12 protein-coding genes are annotated in these 11653 nt (G+C 62.2%); 7 read left to right on the top strand and 5 right to left on the bottom strand.

All coding sequences use genetic code 11. The features are described 5' to 3' along the window. Nucleotides 1-92 precede the first annotated feature (92 nt). Nucleotides 93-1139: a class I SAM-dependent methyltransferase gene (locus KCG87_RS19320; RefSeq protein ID WP_134786747.1), complete on the top strand. Its 1047-nt coding sequence runs from the start codon at nt 93-95 to the stop codon at nt 1137-1139. Between the two features lie 152 nt (nt 1140-1291). Beyond that, the gene (locus KCG87_RS19315; protein WP_210558667.1) at nt 1292-2134 is read left to right on the top strand and encodes an NAD-dependent protein deacetylase; all 843 of its coding nucleotides are present in this window, start codon (nt 1292-1294) and stop codon (nt 2132-2134) included. A 107-nt stretch (nt 2135-2241) separates the two neighbouring features. On the opposite strand, the gene KCG87_RS19310 is transcribed toward KCG87_RS19315, so the two are convergent. Then, nucleotides 2242-3117, bottom strand: coding sequence for a LysR family transcriptional regulator (locus KCG87_RS19310; protein WP_098964527.1), 876 nt, complete (start codon nt 3115-3117; stop codon nt 2242-2244). A gap of 150 nt (nt 3118-3267) precedes the next feature. Here KCG87_RS19310 and KCG87_RS19305 point away from each other — a divergent pair, with 150 nt between their 5' ends. From KCG87_RS19305 to KCG87_RS19295, 3 genes are read left to right on the top strand one after another with little or no spacing between them, the layout of a single operon-like run. Then, a complete protein-coding gene (locus KCG87_RS19305; protein ID WP_007919568.1) occupies nt 3268-3966 on the top strand; it encodes a CoA transferase subunit A in 699 nt (232 codons plus the stop codon). A gap of 24 nt (nt 3967-3990) precedes the next feature. After that, complete coding sequence (locus KCG87_RS19300) at nt 3991-4656, top strand: CoA transferase subunit B (protein ID WP_096796497.1); 666 nt, start codon at nt 3991-3993, stop codon at nt 4654-4656. 11 nt (nt 4657-4667) lie between these two features. Continuing rightward, nucleotides 4668-5849: an acetyl-CoA C-acetyltransferase gene (locus KCG87_RS19295; RefSeq protein WP_210558666.1), complete on the top strand. Its 1182-nt coding sequence runs from the start codon at nt 4668-4670 to the stop codon at nt 5847-5849. Between the two features lie 226 nt (nt 5850-6075). On the opposite strand, the gene KCG87_RS19290 is transcribed toward KCG87_RS19295, so the two are convergent. Both KCG87_RS19290 and KCG87_RS19285 read right to left on the bottom strand, forming a co-directional pair. Next, nucleotides 6076-7374, bottom strand: a complete 1299-nt coding sequence (locus tag KCG87_RS19290) for an Nramp family divalent metal transporter (protein ID WP_210558805.1) — start codon at nt 7372-7374, stop codon at nt 6076-6078. Nucleotides 7375-7466: 92 nt separating this feature from the next. Then, a complete protein-coding gene (locus KCG87_RS19285) occupies nt 7467-8003 on the bottom strand; it encodes a chalcone isomerase family protein (RefSeq protein ID WP_027611650.1) in 537 nt (178 codons plus the stop codon). A gap of 130 nt (nt 8004-8133) precedes the next feature. Here KCG87_RS19285 and KCG87_RS19280 point away from each other — a divergent pair, with 130 nt between their 5' ends. Continuing rightward, a complete protein-coding gene (locus tag KCG87_RS19280) occupies nt 8134-8916 on the top strand; it encodes a hypothetical protein (protein ID WP_134786750.1) in 783 nt (260 codons plus the stop codon). Between the two features lie 85 nt (nt 8917-9001). Next, nucleotides 9002-9568 carry a hypothetical protein gene (locus KCG87_RS19275; RefSeq protein ID WP_027611648.1) on the top strand — a complete coding sequence of 189 codons (567 nt, stop codon included), beginning with the start codon at nt 9002-9004 and terminating at the stop codon, nt 9566-9568. Nucleotides 9569-9571: 3 nt separating this feature from the next. Here the strand turns inward: KCG87_RS19275 and KCG87_RS19270 are convergent, their stop codons facing one another. Next, nucleotides 9572-10288: a prolyl oligopeptidase family serine peptidase gene (locus tag KCG87_RS19270; RefSeq protein ID WP_210558665.1), complete on the bottom strand. Its 717-nt coding sequence runs from the start codon at nt 10286-10288 to the stop codon at nt 9572-9574. A gap of 170 nt (nt 10289-10458) precedes the next feature. Continuing rightward, nucleotides 10459-11571, bottom strand: a complete 1113-nt coding sequence (locus tag KCG87_RS19265) for a M14 family metallopeptidase (RefSeq protein ID WP_210558664.1) — start codon at nt 11569-11571, stop codon at nt 10459-10461. Nucleotides 11572-11653: the final 82 nt, after the last annotated feature.

Here is an 11653-nt window from a genome sequence, read left to right as displayed (position 1 = left end):
TGCCCTGCCCACTTCTGTGACCACCGCCCAGCGGCCCATGCCTCGACAACGTTTTGCCACCGGACGGTGATCCTGTATCAGGAGCACTCGTGATGGACGAAACACGACTCAACGCATTCATGGGCAAACTGGTCAACGACATGGGCGGCGCCGCGATGCTGGCGAACGTCATCGTTGGCGAAGAACTCGGGCTGTACCGGGCGATGGCCGACAGTCAGCCGGTCACCCCGCAAGCCCTCGCCGAAAAAACCACCTGCAACCCGCGTCTGGTACGCGAATGGCTCAGCGCGCATGTCGCGTCCGGCTATATGGAGCATCACGATGGCCAGTTTCGGTTGCCGGAAGAGCAGGCGCTGGCACTGGCCGTGGAAGACTCGCCGGTGTACGTCGCCGGCGGACTCGGTGTGGTGGCCTCGTTTTTCCACGACAAGGACAAACTGGTCAAAGCCATGCGCGGCAATGGCGCCCTGCCCTGGGGCGATCACCATCCGTGCATGTTCAGCGGCACCGAACGCTTCTTTCGCCCCGGCTACAAAGGTCACTTGATCGCTGAATGGCTGCCGGCGCTGGACGGCGTGGTCGCCAAACTCGAAAAAGGCGCCAAAGTCGCCGACATCGGCTGCGGCCACGGCGCGTCGACGGTGATCATGGCCCAGGCCTATCCCAACTCACACTTCGTCGGTTTCGACTACCACGCGCCGTCAATCACCGTCGCCACCCAGCGCGCCGAAGAAGGAGGGGTCAGCAGCCGGGCGAAGTTCTTCCAGAACAACGCCAAAAACTACCCCGGCGACGACTATGACCTGATCTGCTACTTCGACTGTCTGCACGACATGGGCGACCCGGTCGGCGCCGCACGGCATGCGTTCGAATCATTGAAGAAGGACGGCACGGTGCTGCTGGTCGAGCCGTTTGCCAACGACGCGCTGGACGACAACATCAACCCGGTCGGACGCCTGTTTTACGCGGCCTCGACCTTTATCTGCACGCCGAATTCGCTGTCCCAGGAAGTTGGCCTGGGGCTGGGTGCGCAGGCCGGTGAAATGCGCTTGCGCAAGGTGTTTACCGAGGCCGGGTTCAAGCATTTTCGCCGGGCGACGCAGACGCCGTTCAATCTGATACTGGAGGCGCGCAAATAAATCAGCGCTATCACCTGTGGCTAGGGAGCTTGCTCCCGTCAGATTGCAAAGCAAGCCCAAAACAGGCCTGCTGCGCAGTCCAGCGGGAGCGAGCTCCCTCGCCACACGGTTAATGCTAACCTGCGGGCATCGTCCTCCCCGGAGTGCTGACCATGCTCGACAGCCCGACCCGCGAACACCTCGACACCCTGCACCAGGCCATGGCCGATGGCGGCTTTGTGGTGCTGACCGGCGCGGGCATCAGCACGCCGTCGGGCATCCCGGATTACCGCGACAGTGAGGGTGTACGCCGGGGCCGGCAGCCGATGATGTATCAGGAATTTCTCGCCGCTCCGGAATCCCGTCGCCGCTACTGGGCGCGGGCCATGCTTGGCTGGCCGCGGGTGCGTCAGGCGCGGCCCAATGCCGCGCATCAAGCACTGGCCGATTTGCAGCGCCGGGGTCTGGTCAGCGCCTTGATCACGCAGAACGTCGACACCCTGCACGATCAGGCTGGCAGTCAGGACGTGATCGAACTGCATGGCAGCCTGCACCGGGTGTTGTGCCTGGATTGCGGCCAGCGCAGCGCGCGTGACGACATTCAGCAGCGGATGGTCGAGCAGAATCCGTATCTGGCCGGGGTCGACGCGATGCAGGCGCCGGACGGCGATACCCTGCTCGATCCGGCCTTCGAAGCACGTTTTCAGACGCCACAATGCCCGTATTGCGCCGGTGAACGGATGAAGCCGGACGTGGTGTTTTTCGGTGAGAACGTGGCGCAGCCGACGGTGGCGCGGGCCATGGCGGCGGCAGAAAATGCCGCGGGATTGTTGGTGGTGGGCTCGTCGCTGATGGCCTATTCGGCGTTTCGTCTGTGCCGGGTGATCGCCGATCGGGGCAAGCCGTTGCTGGCGATCAATCTGGGCAAGACTCGCGCCGATGATCTGCTGGATCTGAAGATCGAGGCGTCATGCGAACAGCTGCTGCCGTTGCTGGTGCAACGCTTGACTTCCTGACTCGCGAAATCCCCTGTAGGAGCGAGCCTGCTCGCGATAGCGTCCTTTCAGCCAAGACTTTCCTCGACTGATACCCCGCCTTCGCGAGCAAGCCCGCTCCCACAGGATCAATGTTCGGCTTTGAGAATATCGAACAGTGCCTGCGCCGCTGCCGACAGCTCATTGCCCGGCTCCGTGAGCACACCAATCGCCCGCTCCACTGAATCATTCAAGGTCAGGCAATGCGCGCCCAGCTCCAGCATCTGGTCGGCGCACAACGCTGGCACCGCACTCACCCCCAGGCCACTGGCGACCATGCGCCCGACGGTTGCCAGTTGATGACTCTCGAATTCCACCGGCAGTTTCATGCCCCGGGCCTGCAAGTGCTCTTCGAGCATCACCCGCACCGTCGACGGCCGTTGCAGGGTGATGAACGGTTCCTGCAGCAAGGTCTGCCAGTCGATTTCGCCAAGCCCGGCCAGCGCTGAATCCTGCGGCACCACTGCGACGAAGCGGTCCATGTACAACGGGGTGAACGTCAGCGAGGTGTTCTGCATCGGCTCGAACGCCACGCCCAGCTCCACCTGCCGGTCGCGAACCATTTCCAGCACTTGCTCGTTGATCACGTCGTTGACCGTGACGTTGACGTTCGGATAGCGCGCGCGAAAGGTCTTGAGGATCGGCGGCAGCAGGTTGCCGGCAAACGATGGCATCGCCGCCAGCGTCACCCGCCCGCGTTGCAGGCTGAAGCGCTGACGCATTTCGTCTTCGGCGTTGTCCCAGTCGGCAATCAGGCGCCGGGCCAGCGGCAGCAGCGATTCGCCCTCGGCGGTCAGCGCCACATTGCGCGTGTTGCGACTGAACAACCGCCCGCCCAGCCCCTCCTCCAGCGCCTTGATGGTCAGGCTCAGCGCCGATTGCGACAGGTGCAGGCGCTCGCAGGCCACGGCGAAGCTCAGGCTCTGGGCCACAGCGAGGAAAGCACGGATCTGTTTGATGGTCATGAGCGCTATGCTTCCGTATCTGCAATCAGTCAATTGTTTAACTTTATCAATCAATCAACCTTAAAAATCAACTTAACAAATATATTCTCCAGCGCGACACTCCAGTCATTCGGCTAGCCAGCCGCCCGACAAACAATAAAAGAGGTGCATATGGCAGGTTTCGACAAGCGCGTGAGTTCCTACGAGGAAGCTCTGGCCGGTCTTGAAGACGGCATGACCGTGATCGCCGGCGGCTTCGGCCTGTGCGGCATTCCGGAAAACCTGATCGCCGAGATCAAGCGCAAGGGCACCCGCGACCTCACCGTGGTTTCCAATAACTGTGGCGTCGACGGTTTCGGCCTCGGTGTGCTGTTGACCGACCGCCAGATCAGCAAGGTGATTGCCTCCTACGTCGGCGAAAACAAACTGTTCGAAGAGCAACTGCTCAAGGGCGACATCGAAGTCATCCTGACCCCGCAAGGCACCCTCGCCGAGAAAATGCGCGCAGGCGGCGCCGGCATCCCGGCCTTCTTCACCGCCACCGGCGTCGGCACCCCGGTCGCCGAAGGCAAGGAAGTGCGTGAATTCAAAGGGCGCAAGTACCTGATGGAAGAGTCCATCACCGGCGACTTCGCCATCGTCAAAGGCTGGAAAGCCGACCATTTCGGTAACGTCGTCTACCGTCACACCGCGCAGAACTTCAACCCGCTGGCGGCCACCGCCGGCAAGATCACCGTGGTCGAAGTCGAAGAAATCGTCGAGCCCGGCGAGCTGGATCCGTCGCAGATCCACACCCCCGGCATCTACGTCGACCGGGTCATTTGCGGCACGTTCGAAAAGCGCATCGAACAGCGCACCATCCGCAAATAATCCAGGCTGACGGAGAATAAAAACATGGCACTTACCCGCGAACAAATGGCTCAGCGCGTCGCCCGCGAAATGCAGGACGGCTACTACGTGAACCTCGGCATCGGCATTCCGACCCTGGTCGCCAACTACATTCCCGACGGCATGGAAGTCATGCTGCAATCGGAAAACGGTCTGCTCGGCATGGGCCCGTTTCCAACGGAAGACACCATCGATGCCGACATGATCAACGCCGGCAAACAGACCGTGACCGCGCGCATCGGCGCATCGATCTTCAACTCCGCCGAATCCTTCGCGATGATCCGCGGCGGGCATGTCGACCTGACCGTGCTCGGCGCGTTCGAAGTCGACGTCGAAGGCAACATCGCCTCGTGGATGATTCCCGGCAAACTGGTAAAGGGTATGGGCGGCGCGATGGATCTGGTGGCCGGCGCCGACAACATCATCGTGATCATGACCCACGCTTCCAAGGACGGTGAGTCGAAACTGTTGGCCAAGTGCAGCCTGCCGCTGACCGGCGCCGGCTGCATCAAGCGGGTGCTGACCGACCTCGCCTATCTGGAAATCGAAAATGGCGCTTTTGTCCTCAAGGAACGCGCACCTGGCGTCAGCGTCGAGGAAATCGTCGCCAAAACCGCTGGTAAACTGATCGTCCCGGATCACGTACCGGAAATGCAGTTCGCTGCCCAGTGAGGAATTCGAAAATGCAAGACGTCGTAATTGTTGCCGCCACCCGCACCGCGATCGGCAGTTTCCAGGGTTCGCTGGCCTCGGTGTCCGCCGTTGATCTGGGCGCTGCGGTGATTCGCCAGTTGCTCGAGCAGACCGGCCTGGACGGTGCACAGGTCGATGAAGTGATCATGGGCCAGGTGCTGACCGCCGGCGCCGGCCAGAACCCGGCGCGTCAGGCGGCGATCAAGGCTGGCCTGCCCCACGCCGTGCCCGCCATGACCCTGAACAAGGTCTGCGGCTCGGGCCTGAAAGCCCTGCACCTGGGCGCGCAAGCGATCCGTTGCGGCGATGCCGAGGTGATCATCGCCGGTGGTCAGGAAAACATGAGCCTGTCCAATTACGTGATGCCGGGCGCACGCACCGGTCTGCGCATGGGTCACGCGCAAATCGTCGACACCATGATCAGCGATGGCCTGTGGGATGCGTTCAACGATTACCACATGGGCATCACTGCCGAGAATCTGGTCGATAAATATGAGATCAGCCGCGAACAGCAGGACGCCTTCGCCGCCGCCTCGCAGAGCAAAGCCGCTGCGGCCATTGAGGCCGGACGCTTTGTCGATGAGATCACCCCGATCCTGATCCCGCAGCGCAAAGGCGATCCGGTAGCGTTCAAGGTCGACGAACAACCACGCGGCGACACCACCGCCGAATCCCTGGCGAAACTGCGTCCGGCGTTCAAGAAGGACGGCAGTGTCACCGCCGGCAACGCTTCGTCGCTGAACGATGGCGCCGCCGCAGTCATCCTGATGAGCGCCGAGAAAGCCAAGGCCCTGGGCCTGCCGGTACTGGCAAAAATCGCCGCGTATGCCAACGCCGGTGTTGACCCGGCGATCATGGGCATCGGCCCGGTCTCGGCCACCCGTCGCTGCCTGGACAAGGCTGGCTGGAACATCGGCCAACTGGACCTGATCGAGGCCAACGAAGCGTTCGCCGCGCAATCGCTGGCAGTGGCCAAGGATCTGCAATGGGATCTGGACAAGGTCAACGTCAACGGCGGCGCCATCGCCCTCGGTCACCCGATCGGTGCGTCGGGCTGCCGCGTGCTGGTGACGCTGCTGCACGAAATGATCAAGCGTGATGCGAAAAAAGGTCTGGCGACCCTGTGCATCGGCGGCGGTCAGGGTGTGGCGCTGGCGCTGGAACGCGCTTAACCCCCGAGTTCACAGCGGGCGGCGGATCCACGACATCCGCTGCTCGCTGGCAACAAAAAACCCGGTGCGACTTGCGTTGCACCGGGTGTTTTTTTGCCCATTCAAAATCTTCTTTGAATGGACCTCCCTCTTCGCGAGCAAGCCCGCTCCCACAGGGGAATGCATTCCAGGGTGGGAGCGGGCTTGCTCGCGAAGGGGCCAGCTCAGGCAACAGAAAAACCAGGGCTCACACCACCATCTGCAGAATCAACCAGGCATTCGCGCCACTGATCACCACAAACAAGCCCCACGCCAGCACCCGGGTCGGCAGCCGATTCACAAACGGCCCCATCAGTTGCTTGTCGCTGGTCATGCGAATCAGCGGGTACAGCGCAAACGGCAGCTGCAGGCTCAACACCACCTGACTCAGCACCAGCAACTTGCCCACCGCGTTATCCCCCATCAGCCACACGCCGATGAACGCCGGGATCAGCGCCAGCCCACGGGTGATCAAACGCCGCTGCCAGCAGGGAATCCGCAGGTTCAGATAACCCTCCATGATCACCTGTCCGGCGATGGTCCCGGTGAACGTCGAGCTCTGCCCCGACGCCAGCAACGCCACGCCGAACAACACACTGGCCAGTGCGCCGCCGACCAGCGGGTCGAGCAGGTGGTAGGCGTCCTGAATGTCGACCACGTCGGTATGCCCGGACTGGTGAAACGCAGCCGCCGCCAGAATCAGGATCGCCGCGTTGACCAGCAGCGCCAGCGCCAGCGAGCCGATAGTGTCGATGCGCGCCAGGTTGACCGCGTCCTGCTTGCTGGCCAGGTCCTTGCCGATCATCCGCGTCTGCACGATCGAACTGTGCAGGTAGAGGTTATGCGGCATCACCGTCGCGCCGAGAATACCGATCGCCAGATACAGCGGTGCGGCATCGCTGATCGCCGAGAGCGACGGTTTGAAACCGGCGAACACATCCGGCCAGTAGGGTTTGATCAGCACCAGTTCAACGAAGAAACACACGCCGATGGTCGCCACCAGCACCAGCATGATCGCCTCCAGCCGACGGAAGCCACGGTTCTGCAAGGCCAGCACCAGCAGCGTGTCGAAGGCGGTCAGGGCAATGCCGAAGGTCAGCGAACAACCCAGCAATAAATGGAAGGCCAAGGCACAGCCGAGCACTTCGGCCAGATCAGTGGCGATGATCGAGATTTCCGCCAGCACCCATTGCAGGCGTGCGGTCGGGGTGCTGTAGCGCTCGCGGGACAATTGCGCCAGATCGCGGCCGGTGGCGATGCCCAGACGCGAGCACAGGCATTGCACGACCATCCCCGCCAGACTTGCGAGCAACACCACGAACAGCAGGCTGTAACCAAAACGCGAGCCGGCCTCGATGGCGGTCGCCCAGTTGCCCGGGTCCATGTAGCCGATCGAGACCAGCAAGCCCGGACCGGCAAAACGCAGCACGCGTTTGAAGAACGAGGCGTTCGGATCCACCGCGACACTGCCGGCCACTTCCGGCGGGCAGAACGGCGCGGTGGCGATTTTGGGTAAGCTGAATTTCACGCACACATCCAGAAACAAGTTCGAAAGACGCAGCTTAGAGGTTTCAGTCAGCGCCTTGAAGAACAAAAACTCTATCGGCTCATGCCTAACAGTTGCTCACGCAGTTCGGGGTTACGGGTACGCGGATCCAGCCAGATATCGAAAAATGCCCGGGCAAACTGCGGATCATCGATTTCATGCTGCAACTGCTGACCGACAAAAAACCGCGCGCCCTGCCCCGGCAGATACACGCCCGTGATCCGCGTGCCGGCCTGCACATCGACGAACGATTGCTCCATTTGTCCTTGCCACCTGGCCAGTTGCGCGGGACTGACGCCCGAGCCTGCCAGGCGTTTGATTTCATCGACGCTGGCCTGCACCAGATCATCGCGGGAGATCTTGCGCCGATAGATCAGCTCCAGGGCGAAGGGCTGTTCGGTGGACAACGGGCGTGCCGCACTCCACAACCGGGCGTTGTAGACGTCGAAGCCGAACACACTGAAATCACCGGTGCCGATGATTTGCGCGCCGGGCACGGCGTCCTGCCAATTGGCCCAGGTCGGCGTCAGCAACAACGCCCACAAGCCGATGCCACAGCACCCACGCAGCAACTTCGATGGTTTGCTCATCGCGGCATCGACTCCGGTAAACCCTGATCTTCAGAGCATAGCGGATATCACTCGCAGACTTTGTATACAAAAATTGTCGATCAATGCAGCAATCGGTTACCTTGGCCGTTCCATCCCGGAGGCCTCCCGCGTGCTGATCCTCAAATTACTGCTGATCCCCGCTTTTCTGCTGCTGATTTCTCTCGCCGGCAAGCGCTGGGGACCAAGCGTCGCCGGTTGGCTGTCGGGGTTGCCGGTGGTGGTCGGGCCGATTCTGTTTTTCCTCGCCATCGAACAGGGGCCTCAGTTTGCTGCGCAATCGGCGGTGGCGGCGCTGTCGGCGATGTTCGCCATGATCGCCTTCTGCATTACCTACGCGCAGGTGGCACAGCGGGCGAACTGGCCGTTGGCGCTGACGGCGTCACTGTCGGTGTGGGCGGTACTGGCGCTGGTTTTGTCGCTGATTCCGCCGTCGCTGCCGTTCTCGATCGCTGCGGCGGCGATTGCCCTGCTCGCCGCGCCGTACCTGTTTCCCGACGTGCAGCCGGTGCTGAACGGTCCGACACCGAAGTCGGACAAACTGCTCTGGCGGATGATTGCCGGTGCGGCGCTGACGCTGCTGGTGACCATGCTCGCGAGTACTGTGGGCGAGCGCTGGAGCGGCTTGCTCGCGGTGTTCCCGGTGCTCGGAAGTGTAATGGCGGTGTTTTCTCAGCAGACTCGTGGTCCGGCGTTTACCGCGGCATTGCTGCGGGCGACGGCGACCGGCATGTACTCGTTTTCGGCGTTTTGCCTGGTGTCGGCGCTGACCCTGCCAACCCTGGGCCTCAGCGGATTCATCGCCGGTGTCGCGGTGTCGGTGGCGATGCTCGGGGTCACCCGCAAGTTGCTGGCCCGACCGACTCCCGCCAAAAGCCCACAACCTCAAGGCTGAGGCAGCCTGACAAACCGCGCTGGAATGCCAGGCATGCTCCGTGGGATCATCGCCGCCCTGGCGCGACCATCCCTCGGAGATTCACATGTCATTGCTCAGCAAGAAAGCCGTCGTCCTGTTGCTGGCGGCGGTCGCCGGTTTCGGCGCCCTCAACGCCCAGGCAGCCAAGCCCAAGGAAAAAGCCTCGACCAACAACGTATCGATGCTCGACGGCAAGTTCACCTTCGTCCTGCCCAAAGGCTTCACCGCCGACCCGCTGCCGGCCGGGCCAACCGGTGCCAAGGGCACGATGTACACCAATCAGGCGACCAAGACTGTGGTCATCGCCGCGGAAAACCAGATCGCCGGCGGCGCCAGCGTCAAGGACAACGACAACGAATTTCTCGATGGCAGCCTGGCGAGTTTCATCGATGACCAGCGCAAGGCCCTGCCGGACTTCAACAAGCTCAGCGAAAAAAGCCTGACCCAGAAAAGCAGCGGCCTCGGCGTGCGTCAGGTCGACAGCACCGCCACTCAGGGCGGCGGCCAGACCCTCAATACCACCCTGCTCGCCGCCTCCGGCAAGCGCATGGCGCTGGTTCAGGTGATTTCCCGGGCCAGCGACAAGAGCGGTCACGATGCGCTGGTGAAAACCATCCTCAAGGACAAGTGATCCTTACGGATTGAGCTGCTGCAGCCAAGCGTTCAAGTCCCGCAGTTCGGCAGAACTGATGCTGTGGCCGACTCCGGGATAAGCGTGAAACTCGGGTTTGTAGGCAAGTTTTTGCAGCAGCGCATTGGCCGCGGTGCCGTCGCGGTACGGCACCCGATCATCGGCGGTGCCATGGCCGATGAAGATCTTCAGCGGCAACGGTTGTTGCTGCGCCTGGAGCTCGGTTTTCAATACCGGCAACAGGCGTCCGCTCAACGCCGCGATGCCACCGACCGCCACGGGCGGACGCAAGCCCACCTCGTACGTCATCATCGCGCCCTGGCTGAAGCCGATCAGGTACACCTTGTCCGGGCTGGCGTGATATTTCTTCGCCGCCAGGGCGACAAACTCCCGCAGTTTCTGACCGCTGGCCTTCAGATCATCGGTCTCACCGTTGTAGGCGCCTTCGCCTTTTTTGCGAAACCACTGGAAACGCCCTTCGCCCAACGCCAGCGGCGCCTGCACCGAAAGGTAGTTGTACTGCGCCGGCAGCTGAAACTTCATGCCGATCAGATCGGCTTCGTTACTGCCGTAGCCGTGCAGAAAAATCACCAGCGGCCGGGTGTTCGCGTCCGGGTGAACCTGTTCGATGTATTTCAGTGGCAAATCGCTTTGCAGCGTGGTTTGCGCGTGGACGGCGCTGGACGCCAGCAGGGTTAACAGGGCAAACGCCTTCAACATAGAGCCTTCCTTCACAGAGTGTCGGGTTCGTCGGTGAGCCTAACACTCTCTGAAGATTGTGGTGCTGGCGAGACCGCTATCGCGAGCAGGCTCACTCCTACAGGGACAACGCATGCCAAATGTAGGAGTGAGCCTGCTCGCGATGAGGCCGGAAAATCCAAGGAAATCTGTCAGTCGTTTATCAGCTTGCCCACCCGAATCGGCTCACGCCCCGCCACCTTGGCCTGCCAGATCCCCGGCTGGGTGTAGCGCCCGCGATCAATCGCAAACAGCACGCCGCTGGTGCCGGCGCGGACGGTGGTCAGCCGGTCATTCAACGGATCCACCACTTCGAACAGCGCATCCCCCTGCTCGACCCACTCCCCGGCATTGCGCAGGAAACTGACCACGCCATGGTGCGGCGCGAACAGGTATTCGGTGCCTTCGAACGGCATGCCTTCGCAGCATTCGCTCGGCGCCGCCGGCCATTCGCCGCTGATGAAACCCTGCTCGGCGAGAAAGCCGAGAATCGCTTCACAATTGGCCTGCGCCTGATCGACCCGGGTGTCGCCAATGCTGCCCAGTTCAAGGGTGGTGGCGAGGTTCGCCGGGGGAATCGCCGCACTCGGAAACGCTCGGGCCAGACGCAGCCACGGCGATGAGCACGATTCATCGAACGAACTGCCACCGGAGTCTTCGCACAACAAGGCCACGCCGGCCTTCAGTCGCGCCGCCAGCGATTGCCAGCGCGGCCAGTGTTGTGGCAATGCGTAAATGTGAATCGCCGCGTCGAAATCACAATGCAGATCGAGGGTGATGTCGGCGTCGCAGGCATGGCGCAGCAGCAAGCGGTGCAGCGCTTCCAGTTGCGAGGCCGGGGCTGGCAACTCATCGAGCACCTCGCCCATGGTCTGGCGGATCAGCGCGATGTTGGCCTCGGCGTCGCTGCCCAGTTGCTCACCGATTCGCGCCGCCACCGGCGCACTGAGTTCAACAAACGCGCGGTTGAAATTCTTCCCGCTGCCCAACTCGAAGCGCCCCATGTGGCTGCCTTGCAGATGCTGGTCGAGGCCAATCGGGTTGGCCACCGGTACCAGCTCGATCACGCCTTGCAGACGGCCCTGCTGTTCCAGCGCGTTGAGGCGTTGCTTGAGTTCCCACGCGGTGCGCATCCCCGGCAGCTCGTCGGCGTGCAGGCTGGCCTGGATGTACACCTTGCGGCTGCCCGCGCCGTAACGGAAGACGCTGAGGGAACGTTCGCTGCCCAGATGGCTCCAGGGCAGGACATGGTCGATGCGTTGCATGGGAAAACTCCTGAATGGCTGGATCACGCAGATCCCCTGTAGGAGTGAGCCTGCTCGCGATAGCGGTGTGTCAGGCACTAAA

The organism is Pseudomonas sp. MWU347, from assembly GCF_017947305.1.
GTDB lineage: Bacteria > Pseudomonadota > Gammaproteobacteria > Pseudomonadales > Pseudomonadaceae > Aquipseudomonas > Aquipseudomonas putida_A.
This window is presented reverse-complemented; position numbering and strand designations above follow the sequence as displayed.

What these genes read in the sequence shown, in the direction of transcription:
- KCG87_RS19320 (WP_134786747.1), top strand. Translation starts at nt 93, where the DNA reads ATGGACGAAACACGACTCAACGCATTCATGGGCAAACTGGTCAACGAC.
- KCG87_RS19270 (WP_210558665.1), bottom strand. Translation starts at nt 10,288, where the DNA reads ATGTTGAAGGCGTTTGCCCTGTTAACCCTGCTGGCGTCCAGCGCCGTC.
- KCG87_RS19305 (WP_007919568.1), top strand. Translation starts at nt 3,268, where the DNA reads ATGGCAGGTTTCGACAAGCGCGTGAGTTCCTACGAGGAAGCTCTGGCC.
- KCG87_RS19315 (WP_210558667.1), top strand. Translation starts at nt 1,292, where the DNA reads ATGCTCGACAGCCCGACCCGCGAACACCTCGACACCCTGCACCAGGCC.
- KCG87_RS19300 (WP_096796497.1), top strand. Translation starts at nt 3,991, where the DNA reads ATGGCACTTACCCGCGAACAAATGGCTCAGCGCGTCGCCCGCGAAATG.
- KCG87_RS19285 (WP_027611650.1), bottom strand. Translation starts at nt 8,003, where the DNA reads ATGAGCAAACCATCGAAGTTGCTGCGTGGGTGCTGTGGCATCGGCTTG.
- KCG87_RS19265 (WP_210558664.1), bottom strand. Translation starts at nt 11,571, where the DNA reads ATGCAACGCATCGACCATGTCCTGCCCTGGAGCCATCTGGGCAGCGAA.
- KCG87_RS19275 (WP_027611648.1), top strand. Translation starts at nt 9,002, where the DNA reads ATGTCATTGCTCAGCAAGAAAGCCGTCGTCCTGTTGCTGGCGGCGGTC.
- KCG87_RS19310 (WP_098964527.1), bottom strand. Translation starts at nt 3,117, where the DNA reads ATGACCATCAAACAGATCCGTGCTTTCCTCGCTGTGGCCCAGAGCCTG.
- KCG87_RS19295 (WP_210558666.1), top strand. Translation starts at nt 4,668, where the DNA reads ATGCAAGACGTCGTAATTGTTGCCGCCACCCGCACCGCGATCGGCAGT.